The organism is Pulveribacter sp. (genome assembly GCF_032079985.1).
In the GTDB taxonomy this organism is placed as follows: domain Bacteria; phylum Pseudomonadota; class Gammaproteobacteria; order Burkholderiales; family Burkholderiaceae_C; genus Melaminivora.
Window position 1 is genome coordinate 441,788 of the sequence record NZ_DAMATK010000001.1, and the last position, 17,994, is coordinate 459,781.

Sequence of the window (17,994 nt, forward strand, 5' to 3'; positions counted from 1 at the left end):
TCTCTTGAATTTCAGGCTGCGGTGGGCGCCACGAAGTGGCCGGGCCCGACCTGCACCATGGGCGGCACCACGGGCTCGTCGCCCACGGCCCGGATGGGGCTGGGGATCTCGCCCTCCAGCAGCGCGCGCTTCAAGTGCCGGCGCGCCGGGTCGGCGATGGGCACGGCGGCCATCAGCTTGCGGGTGTAGGCGTGCTGCGGGTTCTCGAAGATCGCGCGGCGCGGGCCGATCTCCACGATGCGGCCCAGGTACATCACCGCCACCCGGTGGCTGATGCGCTCGACCACCGCCATGTCGTGCGAGATGAACAAGAAGGCCACGCCCAGCTCGCGCTGCAGGTCGAGCATGAGGTTGACGATCTGCGCCTGGATAGACACGTCCAGCGCCGAGACCGATTCGTCGGCCACCACCACCTTGGGGTTGAGCGCCAGGGCGCGGGCGATGGCGATGCGCTGGCGCTGGCCGCCCGAGAACTCGTGCGGGTAGCGCTGCGCGTGCTCGCGCGGCAGGCCCACCTTTTCCAGCAGCCAGTCCACACGGGCCTGGGCCTCGGCGGGCGTGCCGATCTTGTGCACCAGCAGCGGCTCCATGATCGAGAAGCCCACGGTCAGGCGCGGGTCGAGCGAGGCGAACGGGTCCTGGAAGATGAACTGGATGTTGCGGCGCAGCGCCTGCACCTCGCTCTTGGGCAGGTCGAGGATGTTGCGGCCGCCGAACTCGATGGCGCCGCTCTGGCTCTCCACCAGGCGCAGGAGCGAGCGGCCGGTGGTGGACTTGCCGCAGCCCGACTCGCCCACCAGCGCCAGGGTCTCGCCGGGGTACAGGTCGAAGCTCACCTGCTCGACCGCGTGCACGCGGCGCGTGACCCGGTTGAGCAGGCCCGAGCGCAGGTCGAAGCGGGTGACGAGATCTTTCACCCGCAGGATGGGCTGCCCCCCGGCGGGCCGGGTGTCCACGGGCGTGGACTCCACCGGCGCCTGGCTGCCGTCGACACGCAGCAGCTCGAACGGGCGCGGCAGCTCGGTGCCCTGCATGGCGCCCAGCTTCGGCACCGCCGACAGCAGCGCGCGCGTGTAGTCGTGCCGCGGCGCGGCGAAGACCTGGTCCGACGCGCCCTCCTCCACCTTGTCGCCGCGGTACATGACGAGCACGCGGTCGGCCACCTCGGCCACCACGCCCATGTCGTGGGTGATGAAGACCACGCCCATGTGCATCTCGTCCTGCAGCTGGCGGATGAGCTGCAGGATCTGCGCCTGGATGGTCACGTCCAGCGCCGTGGTGGGCTCGTCGGCGATCAAGAGCTGCGGCTTGCACGACAGCGCCATGGCGATCATCACGCGCTGGCGCATGCCGCCCGAGAGCTGGTGCGGGAAGCGGTCGAGCACGTTCCTCGCCTCGGGGATGCGCACTAGCTCCAGCATGCGCAGGGCCTCGGCGCGCGCCGCCGCGCGGTCCATGCCCTGATGCACGCGGATCGACTCGGCGATCTGGTCGCCGGCGGTGAACACCGGGTTCAGCGACGTCATCGGCTCCTGGAAGATCATGGCCACGTCGGCGCCGCGCACGGCGCGCATCTGCGCTTGGCTCGCCTGGGCCACGTCCAACACCTGGCCACCCTGACCCCGGTCGCGCCGGCGCAAGAGCGCCGAGCCGCGCACGATGCGCCCGCCACCGTGCTCGACCAGGCGCATCAGCGCCAGCGAGGTCACGGACTTGCCCGAGCCGGACTCTCCCACGATGGCCAGCGTCTCGCCGCGGTCGACGTGGAACGACAGGTCGCGCACGGCTTCCACGGTGCGCTCGGAGTTGGTGAAGCGGATGGTCAGGTCACGCACGGCCAGCACGCGCTGCTCGGGCAAGGCCAGGGAAGAGGTAGTGGAGGAAGAAATGGTGTTCATGGCGGATCGGCCGGGCGCGGGCGCGGTGCGTCAGCGGTAGATGAAGGTCTCGGGGAGCTGCCCGGCGCGCGCCAAGCCCCGGTACATGCCCTCGGTGTTGAAGGGCAGGCAGACATTGCCCCGGCGGTCGACGGCGATCAGCCCGCCCGTGCCGCCCAGGGCCGGCAGCGCCCCGTGCACCACGGCGTCGCAGGCCTGCTGCAGCGCCTGGCCGCCGTAGGCCATGCGCGCGCAGACGTCGTATGCGGCGGCCACGCGGATGAAGCTCTCGCCGTGGCCGGTGCAGGAGACGGCGGCGGTGCGGTCGTCGGCGTAGGTGCCGGCGCCGATCAGCGGGCTGTCGCCCACGCGCCCGGGGCGCTTGTTGGTCATGCCGCCGGTGGAGGTGGCGGCCGCCAGGTGACCGTGCGCGTCCAGCGCCACGGCGCCCACCGTGCCCATCTTGCTGCCCTCGTGCAGCGGCCCGCCCTGCTGGCGACCGGCCAGGGCCGCCGCGCCGTCGTGGTCGAGCACCGCACCGGCGGCGCGGGCCTGCGCGTCGCGCAGCTGCGCGCGCCGCGCCTCGGTGGAGAAATAGCTGGGCGCCACTTGTGCGAGGCCCGCGGCCAACGCCAGCTGCTCCGCGCCCTCGCCCGCCATCAGCACGTGCTGGCCGTGCTGCAGCACGGCGCGCGCGGCCAGCACCGGGTTGCGGATGCGGGTGACGCCCGCCACGGCGCCGGCGGCCAGGCGCGCGCCGTCCATCACGGCGGCGTCCAGCTCGTGCGTGCCGTCGGCGGTGAAGACCGCGCCGTGGCCGGCGTTGAACAGCGGGCAGTCCTCCAGCGCCTGCACGGCCACGCACACGGCCTCCAGCGCCGCGCCGCCGCGCGCGAGCACCTCCTGGCCGGCGCGCAGCACGGACTGCAGCGCCGCGTGGTAGGCCTGCTCCTGCTCGGGGCTGATGTGGCTGCGCAGCAGCGTGCCGGCGCCGCCGTGGATGGCGATCACGGGCGTTGCGCCGACGGAGGGGAAATGCATGGTGTTCATTCGGAAGGAGAAGGGGTCTGGCCACGCGTGCGCAGGCTGGCCCGGCCGCTGCCGTGCAGCCAGGGCAGGACGGCCTCGGTGATGCGCGCGGCGCCTTGGACCGAGCCGTGCGCGCGCAGCGCCACGGCGCCGACCAGCGCCTCGATCAGCGCCAGCACCGTCGATTCGGAGTTGGCAGCGTGGTAGCTCTCGGTGTGGGCGTACAGGCAGTGGTGCGCCGCCGGCACCAGAGGCGAGTGCGGCCCGTCTGTCAATGCCAGCACGCACACGCCGCGTTCATACGCGGCCTGCGCCAGCACCACGGTATCGGACAGATAACGCGGGAAGGCGATGGCGATGCACAGGTCGCCGGCGCCCATGCGCGGCAGCTGGCGTGCTCCCTGGGAGGCGCCGCCCACCCCCCCCATCAGGTGCACGTTGTCGCAGTACGCCTCCAGGCTGCGCTGGAGCAGTCCGGCCAGCCAGCCCGACGCGCCGAAGCCGAGCACGTAGATCCGCCGGGCTTGCACGATTGCCTGGACCGCGGCCTCGCAGGCCTCGCCCTCCAGCGCCCTCTGCGTGGCCGCGATGTTGCGCTGGCTTTCTTCCAGCGCGGCAACGAAGGCGTCGTGCACCGAGCCGGGCTGCTCCAGGCGCACACGCATCTTCTCCACCGGTGCCAGCATGGCCTCGAAGCCCTTGACCAGTTCGGCGCGCAGCACCGGGTAGCCCGCCAGACCGATGGCACGTGCGAAGCGGTTGGCCGTCGCCACGGACACCCCGACCGCCGCTGCGAGCTCGTCGATCGGCATGGTTGCCGCCTGCAGCGGGTGCTTGAGCACGTAGTTGGCGACCTGCTGGTGCGCGCGTGTCAACGAGGCCTTGGACCGGCTGATGCGCGTGGCGATCGTGAGCGGCTCCTGCGAAGGGACTGAGGACATGTGGGACGGCGGCCGTAATGATCAAATATTTTCAGAATTGCATATTAGTAATAATTTTTTCATCAACCAAGCCCTGTGAGAACTTTTTCGTCAGGGTAAACGCTTAGAAAGGCTCCAGACGCACAAAAGCCCGCGCCGGTGAGGCAGCGGGCTTGGGGTACGATCGCGGGTGGCTGGCCGCTTACTTGATGGTGGTCCAGTTGGGCATCGGCCGGTCGTCGGCGCGGTGCACCGTGTCCATGCCCTTGCGCATGGCCCAGGGGCGGATCTGGTGGTGCAGGGGGATGTAGTAGTACTCGTCCTTGACCAGCTTGAGCGCATCGCCCAGCAGCGCATCGCGCTTGGGGATGTCCATCTCGGTCTTGATCTGCTGGATCATGCCGTCCAGCTTGGCGTCGGAAAAGCGCCCGCCGTTGTAGACGCCGGCGGCGGTCTTGTTCTCCTTGGTGGACATGAGCGAGTCCAGCGAGTACAGCGCGTCGAACGTGGCCACGCCCCAGCCGAACAGGTAGGCGTTCACGTCGTTGTTCATCACGCGGGTGACGAACTGCGCCATGGGCGCGGCCGCCAGCGTGGTCTTGATGCCGATGCGCGTCCACATGGCCGTGACGGCCTGGCAGATGGCCTCGTCGTTCACGTAGCGGTCGTTGGGGCACTCCAGCTTGATGGAAAAGCCTTGGGGATAGCCGGCGTCGGCCAGCAGCTTCTTGGCGGCTTCCACGTCGTACTTGGCAGCGCGCTCATCGAGCTGCTTGCTCCAGCCGTGCACCATGGGCGCGACCATGGCGCCAGCGGTGACCGACAGCCCGCGCATGGTGTTCCTGTGCAGGCCGGCGGAGTCGATGGCCTGGTACATGGCCTGGCGCACGCGCTTGTCCTTGAGCGGGTTCTTGCCCGGCGTGCCGGCGCCCGGCAGCTCGTCGCGGAACTGGTCTAGGCCGATGTAGATGGTGCGGTTCTCGGCGCCTTCGATCAGCTTGAGGTTGCTGTCGCCCTTCATGCGGGCCAGGTCCTGTGGCGGTGGGTCGACCACGAAGTCGACCTGGCCGGAGATCAGCGCCGCGGTGCGCGTGGCAGCCGACTTGATGGGCGTGAACACCACCTCGTCGATGTTGCCGCGGGGCTTGTCCCACCAGTCGGCGTTCTTCTTCAGCGTGACCTTCACGTCCGGCTGCCAGCTCACCAGCTGGAAGGGGCCGGTGCCGTTGGCGTTGCGCGAGGCGTAGTTCTCTTCCTTGGCGCTGTAGTCCTGCGACTTGGTGGAGTTGTGCTTTTCCGCCCAGGCCTTGTTCAGGATGCGGGCCTCGGTCAGCTCGCGCAGCAAGATGGGGTTGGGGCCCTTGAGCATCACGTCCACGGTGTGGTCGTCGACCTTCTTGACCTCCTTGATGCTTTGCACGGCGCTCATCATGTTGGACGGCGGCGTCATGGCACGGGTCAGCGAGAACACCACGTCGTCGGCCGTGAAGGGCGAGCCGTCGTGGAATTTCACGCCCTGGCGCAGGGTGAAGCGCACCTGCGTGGGGCTGACCTGCTCCCACTTGGTGGCCAGCGCCGGCTCCACCTGGAATTTCTCGTCGTAGCGCACCAGGCTTTCGTAGACCTGCTGCAGGAAGGCGTGCGTGGTCTGGTGGTTCTGGGCGTGGGGGTCGGCGGTCAGGATGTCATTGGCGCCGGCCCAGCGCAGCGTGGCGGCGTTGGCGCTGCCCAGGGCCAGTGCGGCCGCGGCGGCCAGCAGGCCCAGGCGGAAAGTGGTGCGATACGTCATCGGTGTTGTCTCCTTGATGGGGATAGGTGACGCATCGTAACCAAAACGACCACGGCCGCGCAGGGCGGCCGTGGTCGACAGGGGCTTTGCGGCGGCGGCGTTGGCCGCCGTGCCAGAGCATCAGCGGAACTTGGGCAGGTTGAACTGCGGCGGCACGCCCATGCGGGTGTTGATGATCCATTGCTGGGCGATGGACAACAGGTTGTTCGTCAGCCAGTACAGCACCAGGCCGGCCGGGAAGAAGAAGAACATCACACTGAAGACCAGCGGCATGATCCACATCATCTTGGCTTGCATCGGGTCCGGCGGCGCGGGGTTCAGCGCCGTCTGCAGCAGCGAGCTGGCGGTCATCAGGAGCGGCAGGATGAAGAACGGGTCGGGCGAGGACAGGTCCCTGATCCAGCCGATCCACGGCGCGTTGCGCATCTCCACGCTGGACAGCAGCACCCAGTACAGCGCGATGAAAACGGGGATCTGGATCACGATGGGCAGGCAGCCGCCCATGGGGTTGACCTTCTCCTCGCGGTAGATGCGCATCATCTCCTGCTGCATCTGCTGCGGTTTGTCCTTCAGGCGCTCACGCATCTCCTGGATGCGCGGGTTGATGGCCTTCATCTTGGCCATGCTGGCGTAGGCCTTGGCGTTGAGCCAGTAAAAGGCGATCTTCAGCAGCACCACCAGCGCCACGATGGACCAGCCCCAGTTGCCCAGCACCTTGTGCAACTGGTCCAGCAACCAGTACAGCGGCTTGGCCAGAATGGTCAGCCAGCCGTAGTCCTTGACCAGCTCCAGGCCGGGGGCCAGGGTCTCCAGCTGCTTTTCGATCTGCGGGCCGGCGTACAGCTGCGCGTCCAGGCTCTTGGCCTGGCCGGGGGCGATCTCGCCCAGCGGGGCGATCATGCCGACCGAGTACAGGTTGGTGTCCACCTTGCGCACGAACAGCTCGCGCTGCAGGCCGCCTTCCAGCAGCCAGGCGGTGGCGAAGTAGTGCTGCACCATGGCGACGTAGCCGTTGGTGGAGGTCTTGTCGATCTCGGCCTTGCCGTTCTCGATGTCCTTGAAGTCCACCTTGTGGTACTTCTTGGCCTCCGTGTAGACGGCCGGTCCGGTGAAGGTGGAATAGAACGAAGACTCGCCGCCCGGCTTGTTGCCGTCGCGCACCAGCTGCAGGTACAGCTGCGGCGACACGGGCGCGGTGCCGGTGTTCACGGCCTCGTGGCGCACGGCGATGTCGTAGGAGCCGCGCTTGACGGTCCAGGTCTTGACCAGCTTCACTCCGCCCAAGTCAGGCGACTCGAAGCGCACCTGCAGCGTGTCCTGGCCCTCCTGCAGCGTGCGCGGGCCGGGTGCCACGGTCATGGGCGTCTTGTGCGTGGGGTAGGCGCCGCCGATCAGGCCGGTCTGCGCCACGTAGACGCGGCTGGCGCTCTCGTCCAGCAGCACGAAAGGCTGGGCCTTGTCCTGCATGTCGGGGTACTGCAGCAGCTCGCCATGCACCAGCGAGCCGCCCTCGCTGTCGAACGACAGGCGCAGCACGTCGGTAGTGATGGTCACGCGCTCGCGCGGCGCGGGGGCGGCCGGCGCGGTGCCCGCGCCCACCGGCGGCTGGGCCGTGGCACCGCTGATGCTGGCACTGGCCACCGGCACGTCGGCCGGCTGCGAGGCAGGGCTGGCGCTGGACGGCGCCGCGCTGGTCTGCGCCGGCGGCGTGGGGAAGAAGGTGGCCTTGTTGCCGTTGTGGATCTGCCACTTGTCCCACAGCAACACCATGGAAAAGCCAAAGATCACCCACAGGATGGTGCGGCGGATGTCGTTCATGAAGTCTTGTTGGACGATGAGGAAGAAGGGGCCGGCGGGGGCAGCAGGCGCGAAAACAGCCGCAGGCTGCGCGGCAGCTCCTGCGGCACGGGATCATGGCCGCCCGCGCACCAGGGGTGGCAGCGGGCCAGGCGGCGCAGCGTGAGCCAGCTGCCGGTCGCCGCGCCGTGGCGCTCCAGCGCCCCCAGGGCGTAGACCGAGCAGGTGGGCTCAAAGCGGCAGGCCGAGCCCAGCCAGGGGCTGAGCAGCAGTCGGTAGCCGCGCACCAGGGCCATGAGCAGGCGGCGCATCACGACGCGCCCCTGGCCGCCCGGGCAAACAGCTGCTGCAACTCGGCGCGCACGGCGGCCTTGAGCGCGTCGGAGGAGGCGCTCACGAACTGCTTGCGGTCGAAGGCGGCGCGCAGCCGCACCACGTGGGCGGCATGCGGCAGGCGAGCCTCGTGCTCGCCGGCCACGGCGTAGATCTGGCGCTTGATGGCGTTGCGCGTGACCGCGCGGCGCGCCCAGCGCTTGGGTGCCATGGCGCCCAGCCAGGGTCCGGCAGGCATGCCCGCCGGCAACGCGAACAGGGCCTGCGGCTGCTGCGCGGTGTGCGAGCAGTCGGGCCCTGTCGATGCTGCCGGTGTGTGCAGCGCCAGCCGGTGCAGCGCGAAGTGCGCCGTGCGGGACACGGTGCCTCCCGCCATCGTTGCCTGGAACTGGGGGCGGGTCTTCAGCCGGTGCATGGCGTGGGCGCCACGCCGCGCGGGCCCGCGAGGCACGCGCGCCGCGGCAGCCGGCGCAAAGGGATGAAGCGCCGGCCTCAGACGGCCAGGCGCTTGCGGCCCTTGGCGCGGCGAGCGTTGATGACGGCGCGGCCGCCGCGCGTCTTCATGCGCACGAGGAAGCCGTGGGTACGGGCGCGGCGCGTCTTGGAGGGCTGGTAAGTACGTTTCATGTTCTCGGTTCCTTGAGGGATTCAGTGACGGGTGGCGCCGCTGCCCGCTAGGAGCTGAGGCTGCGCCGGACCGGGCCCGGTCTGCCGCTGTCCCAGCAAAAGGAAAGCGAAAAACCGGCCGCCCAGGTGTAAGGCTACCCTGAACGCATTTCAGGGAAACCCGCGATTATTGCAGGCGCGCGCCGGCCTGACAATGCCCGGCGGCGGCGCGGTGCCTTTCCGGGCGGCCTCCGAGATTGTGGATAACTTATTGACAAGGTAGAATTTGAGGCTTTCGACGTTCCTCCTATCCACAACTACAAACACTTTCGATGACCGAGGAACTCCAGCCTTCCGACCACGATTTCGACGGCACCAGCGCCGGTCAGGGCCTGTGGCAGGCCTGCGCCGAACTGCTCGGCCAGGAACTGCCCGAGCAGCAGTTCAACACCTGGATCAAGCCCCTCGTCGCCCAGGTCGCCCCCGACTTCTCCAAGGTCACGCTGCTGGTGGCCAACCGCTTCAAGCTGGACTGGATCCGGGCGCAATACGCCGGTCGCATCGCCGCGTTGCTGCAGGACCTGTATGGTCAGCCGGTGGCGATTGAGTTAGCGCTCGCTCAGCGAGAAAGCGTGGTGCGTACTTATGTTCGTCCACAAGTGGCGTCCGCGCCTGCACCCTCTGATGTGCCCCAGGCCGCTGCCGCCGGGGACGATGGTGCGGGCGGCGTCTTCCGCACCCGGCTGAACCCGGCCCTGACCTTCGAGACCTTGGTGGAGGGCACGGCGAACCGCATGGCGCGCTCGGCGGCCATGCACGTGGCGGGCTCGCCTGGCCACCTGTACAACCCGCTGTTCATCTACGGCGGCGTGGGCCTGGGCAAGACCCACCTGGTGCATGCCGTGGGCAACCGCCTGTTGCAGGATCGCGAGGGCGCCAAAGTTCTCTACATCCACGCCGAGCAGTTCGTCTCGGATGTGGTCAAGTCGTACCAGCGGCGCACCTTCGACGATTTCAAGGCGCGCTACCACTCGCTGGACCTGCTGCTCATCGATGACGTGCAGTTCTTCGCCAACAAGGACCGCACGCAGGAGGAATTTTTCAACGCCTTCGAGGCGCTGCTGGCCAAGAAGAGCCACATCGTGATGACGTCGGACACCTATCCCAAGGGCTTGGCCAACATCCACGAGCGGCTGGTCTCGCGCTTCGACTCCGGCCTGACGGTGGCCATCGAGCCGCCCGAGCTCGAGATGCGCGTGGCCATCCTGATCAACAAGGCGCGCAGCGAGGGCTCGGAGATGCCCGAGGAAGTGGCTTTCTTCGTCGCCAAGAACGTGCGCTCCAACGTGCGCGAGCTCGAAGGCGCGCTGCGCAAGATCCTGGCGTACTCGCGCTTCAACCAAAAGGAAGTGTCGATCCAGCTTGCCCGAGAAGCCCTGCGCGACCTGTTGTCCATTCAGAACCGGCAGATCAGCGTGGAGAACATCCAGAAGACGGTGGCCGACTACTACAAGATCAAGGTCGCCGACATGTACAGCAAGAAGCGCCCGGCCAGCATTGCCCGCCCGCGCCAGATCGCCATGTACCTGGCCAAGGAGCTGACGCAAAAGAGCCTGCCCGAGATCGGCGAGCTCTTCGGCGGGCGCGACCACACGACGGTGCTGCACGCGGTGCGCAAGATTGGCGCCGAGCGCCAGCAGCTGACCGAACTCAACCAGCAGCTGCACGTTCTGGAGCAGACGCTCAAGGGCTGAGAACCGCCACCGTTCAAGGGCAAAATGCCGTGTTGCCCGGCGCCCGACCCAGCCGGCTTCGCGCACCACTCCACACCATTCCAAGGTTGAATGACATGAATGTCCTGAAGGCTCCCCAAAACGAGGTCCTGACCGTTTTGCAAGCGGTGTCCGGCATCGTCGAGCGCCGCCACACGCTGCCCATCCTGGCCAACGTGCTGATCCGCAAGACCGGCAACGCGCTGCAGCTCACCACCAGCGACCTGGAGATCCAGATCCGCACCACGGCCGAGCTGGGCGGCGACGCCGGGGACTTCACCACCACCGTGGGCGCCCGCAAGCTCATCGACATCCTGAAGACCATGCCCTCGGACCAGACCGTGAGTCTGGAGACCAGCCAGAACAAGCTGATCCTCAAGGGCGGCAAGAGCCGCTTCACGCTGCAGACCCTGCCGGCCGAGGACTTCCCGCTGGTGCAGGAGGCCGCGGCCTTCGGGCCGGCCTTCAGCGTGCCGCAGAAGGTGCTCAAGGGCCTGATGCAACAGGTCTCGTTCGCCATGGCGGTGCAGGACATTCGCTACTACCTGAACGGCATCCTCTTCGTGGCCGAGGGCAACACGCTTTCGCTGGTGGCCACCGACGGCCACCGCCTGGCTTTTGCCAGCAGCCAGCTGGAGGTCGAGGTGCCCAAGCAGGAGGTCATCCTGCCGCGCAAGACGGTGCTGGAGCTGCAGCGCCTGCTGTCGGACGCCGACGGCGCCATCGAGATGCAGTTCGCCAACAACCAGGCCAAGTTCAGCTTCGGCGGCATGGAGTTCGTCACCAAGCTGGTCGAGGGCAAGTTCCCCGACTACAACCGCGTCATCCCGCGCAACCACCCGCACAACATCACCCTGGGCCGCGCGCCGCTGCTGGCCAGCCTGCAGCGCACGGCCATCATGACCAGCGACAAGTTCAAGGGCGTGCGCCTGAACTTCGAGCCGGGCTCGCTGCGCGTGACCAGCAGCAACGCCGAGCAGGAAGAAGCCGTGGACGAGCTGGACATCGACTACGGCGCCGACCCGATCGAGATCGGCTTCAACGTCACCTACCTGATCGACGCCCTGGCCAACATGGGCCAGGACATGGTGGGCCTGCAGCTGGCCGACGGCAACAGCTCGGTGCTGATGAGCATTCCCGGCAACGACAGCTTCAAGTACGTCGTCATGCCGATGCGCATTTGACACAACCCCCTATGTCGCTGCGCTCCTTCCCCCTTCTCTCGCAAAGCTGCGCTTTGCGGGAAGGGGGACGCCGCCAGCGCTGCGGGGCGGCCCTTGCGCGGCGGCTGCTGGCGTGGCGTGCGCCCGTGGCTGGCGCGATGGGTAAGGCGGGACATCGTTGTTCTTCGCTACTTTTTTGATAGCTGCTGGCGCTTGCTGGGCAAGCGCTGGCGGCCTTTTTGGCTAGATATTCATGACCGCAGAGCAAACGCACCAGGCCCCTGACGAGCCCATCGTGGGCAGCGACGAGACGCTGCCGGCCGCCGTTGCCGCCCCCGCCGGCGAGGGCTATGGCGAAGGCGCCATCCAGATCCTGGAGGGCCTGGAGGCCGTGCGCAAGCGCCCCGGCATGTACATCGGCGACACCAGCGACGGCACCGGCCTGCACCACCTGGTCTTCGAGGTGGTGGACAACTCCATCGACGAGGCGCTGGCCGGCTACTGCGACGACATCCTGGTCACCATCCACTCGGACAACTCGATCAGCGTGGTGGACAACGGCCGCGGCATTCCCACTGGCGTGAAGATGGACGACAAGCACGAGCCCAAGCGCTCGGCCGCCGAGATCGCCCTGACCGAGCTGCACGCCGGCGGCAAGTTCAACCAAAACAGCTACAAGGTATCGGGCGGCCTGCACGGCGTGGGTGTGTCCTGCGTGAACGCCTTGAGCAAGACGCTGCGCCTGACGGTGCGCCGCGAGGGCGTCACGCACCAGCTCGACTTCTCGCGCGGGGTGGTGCAAAACCGCATCATCGAGATCGTCGACGGCGCGGAAGTCTCGCCCATGAAGATTGCCGGCCCGACGGAAAAGCGCGGCACCGAGGTGCGCTTTCTGCCCGACACGGACATCTTCAAGGAAAACAGCGATTTCCACTACGAGATTCTGGCCAAGCGCCTGCGCGAGCTGTCCTTTCTGAACAACGGCGTGCGCATCCGCCTGGTGGACGAGCGCACCGGCAAGGAAGACGATTTCTCCGGCGCCGGCGGCGTCAAGGGCTTCGTGGAGTTCATCAACGGCACCAAGAAGGTGCTGCACCCCACGCCCTTCCACGCCACGGGCAGCCGCCCGGCCGAGAGCTACGGCGGCATCCCCGGCACCGAGATCGGCGTCGAGGTCGCCATGCAGTGGAACGACGGCTACAACGAGCAGGTGCTGTGCTTCACCAACAACATCCCGCAGCGTGACGGCGGCACCCACCTGACTGGGCTGCGCGCGGCCATGACGCGGGTGATCGGCAAGTACATCGAGCAAAACGAACTGGCCAAGAAGGCCAAGGTCGAGGTGACCGGCGACGACATGCGCGAAGGCCTGTGCGCCGTGCTGAGCGTGAAGGTGCCCGAGCCCAAGTTCAGCAGCCAGACCAAGGACAAGCTGGTGTCCAGCGAAGTGCGCGCGCCGGTGGAGGACATCGTCGCCCGCACCCTGAGCGAATACCTGGAGGAAAAGCCCCAGGACGCAAAAATCCTGTGCGGCAAGATCGTCGAGGCCGCGCGCGCCCGCGAGGCCGCGCGCAAGGCGCGCGAGATGACGCGCAGGAAGGGGGTGCTGGACGGCATGGGCCTGCCCGGCAAGCTGGCCGACTGCCAGGAGAAAGACCCGGCGCTGTGCGAGATCTACATCGTCGAGGGCGACTCCGCCGGCGGCTCTGCCAAGCAGGGGCGCGACCGCAAGTTCCAGGCCATCCTGCCGCTGCGCGGCAAGATTCTGAACGTGGAGAAGGCGCGCTATGAAAAGCTCTTGTCCAGCAACGAAATCATCACCCTGATCACCGCTTTGGGCACTGGCATCGGCAAGACCAGCGAAGACGATTTCAGCGGCAAGGGCAAGAGCGGCGCGGACGACTTCGACGTCGCCAAGCTGCGCTACCACCGCATCATTATCATGACCGACGCCGACGTGGACGGCGCCCACATCCGCACGCTGCTGCTGACCTTCTTCTACCGCCAGATGCCCGAGCTGGTCGAGCGCGGCCACATCTACATCGCCCAGCCGCCGCTGTACAAAGTGAAGAACGGCAAGGAAGAGCTGTACCTCAAGGACGCCGCCGCGCTGGACTCCTTCCTGCTGCGCGTGGCCCTGAAGGACGCGGCCGTCTTCACCGGCGGCGAGGCCGGGCGCACCATCACCGGCGACGAACTGGCCGAGCTGGCCCGCAGCCACCAGCGCGCCGAGGCCGTCATCGAGCGCCTGTCCGCCTTCATGGACCTGGAGGCGCTGCGCGCCATCGCCGATGGCGTGGCCATCAACCTGGACGACGTGCCGCAGGCCGAGGCCAGCGCCGTGCGCCTGCAGGCCAAGCTGCGCGAGCTGAACGTCAACGGCGTGCCCGCCGAGGTGGCGGGCGAGTTCGACGCGCGCACCGACAAGCCCATCCTGCGCATCAGCCGCCACCACCACGGCAACGTCAAGAGCACCGTCATCACGCAGGACTTCGTGGCCGGCGCCGACTACGCCGCGCTCGCCGAGGCCGCCACCAGCTTCCACGGCCTGATGGCCGAGGGCGCCCGCGTCACCCGCGGCGAGGGCGAGCGCCAGCGCGAGGAGAAGGTCGCCGACTTCCGCCAGGCCATGCAGTGGCTGATCCGCGAGGCCGAGCGCACCACCGCGCGCCAGCGCTACAAGGGCCTGGGCGAGATGAACCCCGAGCAGCTGTGGGAAACCACCATGGACCCGGAAGTGCGCCGCCTGCTGCGCGTGCAGATCGACGACGCCATCGAGGCCGATCGCGTGTTCACCATGCTCATGGGCGACGACGTGGAGCCGCGGCGCGACTTCATCGAGACCAATGCGCTCAGGGCGGGCAACATCGACGTGTAAGCACCGCCGCGTCGCCCGCGATATCTTTCGGCCATGACTGGCGACGCCCCCACCCTCGACTGGAGCCATCCCCACGCCTCCGGCCGCAGCCCCGTGCTGGGGCGCAACGTGGTTGCCACCTCGCAGCCGCTGGCGGCGCAGGCGGGGCTGCGCATGCTGCTGGACGGCGGCAACGCGGTGGATGCGGCGCTGGCCGGGGCCATGGCGCTCACGGTGGTCGAGCCCACGGGCTGCGGCCTGGGTGGTGATGCCTTCGCCATCGTCTGGGACGGGCGCGAGCTGCACGGCCTGAATGCCTCGGGCCGCTCGCCGGCGGCCTGGTCGCCGCAGTACTTCGCGGCCCTGGGCGGCATTCCCGAGCGGGGCTGGAACGCGGCCACCGTGCCGGGCGTGGTTTCGGGCTGGATGGCGCTGTGGCGGCGCTTCGGCTCGCTGCCGCTGGCGCGCATCGCGCAGCCGGCGATCGGCTATGCGCGCCAGGGCTTTCCCGTCTCGCCGGTGGTGGCGCAGCTGTGGGCGCTGGGCGCGGCGCGGCTGGGTGACCAGCCGGGCTTTGCCGAATGCTTCCTGCCCGGCGGCAGGGCGCCGCGCGCCGGGGAGATCTTCCGCAACGAGGCGCTGGCGCGCACGCTGGAGCTGATCGTGCAAACCGAGGGCGAGGCCTTCTACCGCGGCGCGCTGGCCCGGGCGCTGGTGCAGCATGCGCAGGCCCACGGCGGCGCGCTGTCGCTGCAGGACCTAGACGAGCACCGCGCCTACTGGGTGGGCACGCTGGCCCAGCGCTTCGGCGATTCGGTCATCCATGAGATTCCGCCCAACGGCCAGGGCATTGCCGCGCTGGCGGCGCTGGGCATGCTGGACACGCACGGCGTGGGCGGACACCCGCTGGACGACGCGCGCACGGTGCACGCCAGCATCGAGGCCATGAAGCTGGCGCTGGCCGACCTGGACGAATACAACGCCGACCCCGCGCACGCACGCGTGGCGCCGGCCGATCTGCTGCGCCCCGACTACCTGCGCGCACGCGCGGCGCTGATCGACCCGCTGCGCGCCGGCGACCCGGCCTGCGGTGCGCCGCGCCCGGGCGGCACGGTGTACCTGGCGGCGGGCGACGCGGGCGGGATGATGGTGTCCTTCATCCAGTCCAACTACATGGGCTTCGGCTCGGGCGTGGTGGTGCCGGGCACGGGCATCAGCCTGCACAACCGCGGCCACAGCTTCAGCGCCGTGCCGGGGCACGCCAACGAAGTCGGGCCGCGCAAGCGGCCGTCGCACACCATCCTGCCGGCCTTCGCCATGCATGCCGACGGCACGCCGCAAATGGCCTTCGGCGTCATGGGCGGACCCATGCAGTCGCAGGGCCACGTGCAGATGGCGCTGCGCGTGTTGCGCTATGGGCAGAACCCGCAGGCGGCGGCCGACGCCCAGCGCTGGCGCGTGACGGGCGGGCGCGGCGTGGCGGTGGAGCCGTCGTTCGACGCGGACGTGGTGCGCCGGCTGCGTGCGCTGGGCCACGATGTCACGGTGGAGCCGGGCAGCGGCGTGTTCGCCTTCGGCGGCGCGCAACTGGTGCTGCGCCAGGGCGGGGCTTACGTGGCCGGCTCCGATCCGCGCAAGGATGGCTGCGCCGTGGCGTTTTAAGCCAAATCGGCCTCCAGCGCTTGCTGGGTAAGCGCTGGAAGCTCATTTTTCAATAGCAAACTTCAGCGCGTCTCGCGCATCGTCAGCCAGGCGCTGGCGGCGCCGCTGGCGGCGATCAGGCCCATGCCGGCCAGCGACCAGCCGTCCGGCAGCTGGCCGTAGACGGCCCAGCCGGCCAGCATGGCAAAGGCGATCTGCGTGTACAGAAACGGCGCGATGGTGGCCGGCGTGGTGTGCGCATAGGCGCGCAGCAGCATGAAGTGGCCCAGCGCGCTGGACAGGCCCATGACGAAGGCGCCGGCCCAGACCCAGGGGTTGTCGACCCGCGTCCACACGAAGGGCGCGCCCAGCGACATCAGCGCCGTGGCGATCCAGCCGGTATAGAACTGGGTGTGGGCCGGCTCCTCGCGCCCGGCCATCAGGCTGCTCAGGATCTGGTAGCCCGTGCCCATGGCCAGCATGCACAGCGGCAGCACGGTGGCCCAGCCCAGGCTGCTGCCACCGGGGCGCAGGATGAGCAGGACGCTGGCCAGCCCGGTGGCCACCAGGGCGCAGCGCAGCGCGCTCACCGGCTGGCGCAACCACAGCGCGGCCACCAGCGTCACGCACAGCGGCGTGGCCGCGATGATGGCCGTGAACTCGGCCAGCGGCATGGCGCGAATGCTGAAGAAGCCGAACAGGCTGGTGCCCGCGAACAGCACGGCGCGCAGCGCCTGAAAGCGCAGGTGCGCCGTGCGCGGCCAGCGCCAGCCGGTGCGCGGCAGCACCCAGGCGGAGGTCAGCAGCGACTGGACCAGGTAGCGCAGCCACAGCGCCATGAACAGCGGCAGCGTCGCGCTTACCAGCTTGGTGGCCGTGTCCAGCAGCGCAAAGCAGGCGCACGCGCCCACGGTGAGCGCGATGCCGGCCAGGGCCGCGCTGCGGCGGCTCGCGGAAGGGGCCATGGCTCAGCGGGGCATAGGGGCGGCAGGGCCGGGCGGCACGCGGGCGGCGCGGCGCCGCCGCTCAGGCCCGGGCGGGCGCATCGGGCGTGCGCTCCAGCAGCATGGAGTCGCCATAGCTGAAGAAGCGGTAGCGCTCGGCGATGGCGTGGCGGTACAGCGCCATCACGTGCTCGTAGCCGGCAAAGGCGCTGACCAGCATCATCAAGGTGCTCTTGGGCAGGTGGAAGTTGGTGACGAGCAGCTGCACCACTTGGAAGGCGAAGCCCGGGGTGATGAAGATGCTGGTGTCGCCCGTGGCCTGGCCGGTGCGCGCCCACGATTCGAGTGTGCGCACGGTGGTCGTGCCCACGGCCACCACGCGGCCACCGCGCGCGCGGCAGCGCTCCAGGGCGGCCAGGGTGGCCAGCGGGATGTCGTACCACTCGCTGTGCATGCGGTGCTCGTCCAGGTTCTCGGTCTTGACGGGCTGGAAAGTGCCGGCGCCCACGTGCAGCGTGACGCTGGCGCGCTCCACGCCGCGCTCGGCCAGCGCGGCCAGCACGCCCTCGTCGAAGTGCAGCGCCGCCGTGGGCGCGGCCACGGCGCCGGGGCGGGCGGCGAAGACGGTCTGGTAGCGCTCGGCGTCCTCGGCGGCGTCGGGGTCGCTGCCGCCGCTTTGCTGGCGCTCGATGTAGGGCGGCAGCGGCAGGTGGCCGTGGCGCTGCATCAGCTCCCAGGGCGAGGCGCCGTCGGGCGCGTGCAGGGCCAGGCGAAACAGCGGGCCGTCGGCATCCGGCCAGCGCGACAGCAGCGTGGCGTCGAAGCCGCCGCCGGTGCTGCCGCCGGCCATGTGCAGCGTGGCCCCGGGGCGGGGCTTCTTGCTGACCTTCATGTGGGCCACCACCTCGTTGCCCTGCAGCACGCGCTCGATCAGCAGCTCCAGCCGGCCGCCGCTGGCCTTCTCGCCGAAGATGCGCGCGCGCAGCACGCGGGTGTCGTTGAAGACCAGCAGGTCGCCCGGCTGCAGCAGCTGCGGCAGCTCGCGGAAGATGCGGTCGGTGGGCGGGGCGGAGCGCCCGTCCAGCAGGCGCGAGGCGCTGCGCTCGGGCGTGGGGTGCTGGGCGATGAGCGCCTCGGGCAGTTCGAAATCAAAGTCGCTGAGGTGGAAGGCGCGAGTGGGGGTGTGGGGCATGGGGTTCCTGAGGGCCGGACGGGCCCGTTCCAAGACGAATAAAAAAGAAGAAGGTTGAAAAGGTGGGAAGGGCG

14 protein-coding genes are annotated in these 17,994 nt (G+C 69.0%); 4 read left to right on the forward strand and 10 right to left on the reverse strand.

Going from position 1 to position 17,994, the window contains the following annotated elements; all coding sequences use genetic code 11:
- Positions 1-11: 11 nt before the first annotated feature.
- The 8 genes from RT282_RS02020 to rpmH form a co-directional block, all read right to left on the reverse strand.
- A complete protein-coding gene (locus RT282_RS02020; protein WP_313311484.1) occupies positions 12-1,898 on the reverse strand; it encodes a dipeptide ABC transporter ATP-binding protein in 1,887 nt (628 codons plus the stop codon).
- A gap of 30 nt (positions 1,899-1,928) precedes the next feature.
- Complete coding sequence (locus RT282_RS02025) at positions 1,929-2,927, reverse strand: isoaspartyl peptidase/L-asparaginase family protein (RefSeq protein ID WP_409519430.1); 999 nt, start codon at positions 2,925-2,927, stop codon at positions 1,929-1,931.
- Positions 2,924-3,847 (reverse strand): MurR/RpiR family transcriptional regulator, encoded by a 924-nt coding sequence (locus RT282_RS02030; protein ID WP_313311486.1) that lies wholly within the window; start codon positions 3,845-3,847, stop codon positions 2,924-2,926. The genes RT282_RS02025 and RT282_RS02030 overlap by 4 nt, the downstream gene beginning before the upstream one ends.
- Before the next feature lie 181 nt (positions 3,848-4,028).
- Positions 4,029-5,615 carry an ABC transporter substrate-binding protein gene (locus RT282_RS02035; protein ID WP_313311487.1) on the reverse strand — a complete coding sequence of 529 codons (1,587 nt, stop codon included), beginning with the start codon at positions 5,613-5,615 and terminating at the stop codon, positions 4,029-4,031.
- A gap of 120 nt (positions 5,616-5,735) precedes the next feature.
- Positions 5,736-7,433 carry a membrane protein insertase YidC gene (gene yidC, locus RT282_RS02040; protein WP_313311489.1) on the reverse strand — a complete coding sequence of 566 codons (1,698 nt, stop codon included), beginning with the start codon at positions 7,431-7,433 and terminating at the stop codon, positions 5,736-5,738.
- A complete protein-coding gene (yidD, locus tag RT282_RS02045; RefSeq protein WP_312302551.1) occupies positions 7,430-7,726 on the reverse strand; it encodes a membrane protein insertion efficiency factor YidD in 297 nt (98 codons plus the stop codon). The genes yidC and yidD overlap by 4 nt, the downstream gene beginning before the upstream one ends.
- Positions 7,723-8,160, reverse strand: a complete 438-nt coding sequence (locus tag RT282_RS02050) for a ribonuclease P protein component (protein ID WP_312302553.1) — start codon at positions 8,158-8,160, stop codon at positions 7,723-7,725. The genes yidD and RT282_RS02050 overlap by 4 nt, the downstream gene beginning before the upstream one ends.
- Positions 8,161-8,237: 77 nt before the next feature.
- A complete protein-coding gene (gene rpmH, locus RT282_RS02055; protein WP_005798102.1) occupies positions 8,238-8,372 on the reverse strand; it encodes a 50S ribosomal protein L34 in 135 nt (44 codons plus the stop codon).
- Positions 8,373-8,683: 311 nt separating this feature from the next.
- Here rpmH and dnaA point away from each other — a divergent pair, with 311 nt between their 5' ends.
- The 4 genes from dnaA to RT282_RS02075 all read left to right on the forward strand — a co-directional run bounded on the left by dnaA (position 8,684) and on the right by RT282_RS02075 (position 15,805).
- Positions 8,684-10,105 carry a chromosomal replication initiator protein DnaA gene (dnaA, locus tag RT282_RS02060; RefSeq protein ID WP_312302556.1) on the forward strand — a complete coding sequence of 474 codons (1,422 nt, stop codon included), beginning with the start codon at positions 8,684-8,686 and terminating at the stop codon, positions 10,103-10,105.
- 95 nt (positions 10,106-10,200) lie between these two features.
- Positions 10,201-11,307 carry a DNA polymerase III subunit beta gene (dnaN, locus tag RT282_RS02065; protein ID WP_313311490.1) on the forward strand — a complete coding sequence of 369 codons (1,107 nt, stop codon included), beginning with the start codon at positions 10,201-10,203 and terminating at the stop codon, positions 11,305-11,307.
- A gap of 232 nt (positions 11,308-11,539) precedes the next feature.
- The gene (gene gyrB, locus RT282_RS02070) at positions 11,540-14,164 is read left to right on the forward strand and encodes a DNA topoisomerase (ATP-hydrolyzing) subunit B (protein ID WP_313311492.1); all 2,625 of its coding nucleotides are present in this window, start codon (positions 11,540-11,542) and stop codon (positions 14,162-14,164) included.
- 33 nt (positions 14,165-14,197) lie between these two features.
- Positions 14,198-15,805 (forward strand): gamma-glutamyltransferase family protein, encoded by a 1,608-nt coding sequence (locus RT282_RS02075; RefSeq protein WP_313311494.1) that lies wholly within the window; start codon positions 14,198-14,200, stop codon positions 15,803-15,805.
- Between the two features lie 62 nt (positions 15,806-15,867).
- Here RT282_RS02075 and RT282_RS02080 read toward each other — a convergent pair whose 3' ends face one another.
- Together RT282_RS02080 and queA are read right to left on the reverse strand one after the other, a co-directional pair.
- A complete protein-coding gene (locus RT282_RS02080; protein WP_313311496.1) occupies positions 15,868-16,749 on the reverse strand; it encodes a DMT family transporter in 882 nt (293 codons plus the stop codon).
- Between the two features lie 61 nt (positions 16,750-16,810).
- Positions 16,811-17,920 (reverse strand): tRNA preQ1(34) S-adenosylmethionine ribosyltransferase-isomerase QueA, encoded by a 1,110-nt coding sequence (queA, locus tag RT282_RS02085; RefSeq protein WP_313311497.1) that lies wholly within the window; start codon positions 17,918-17,920, stop codon positions 16,811-16,813.
- Positions 17,921-17,994: the final 74 nt, after the last annotated feature.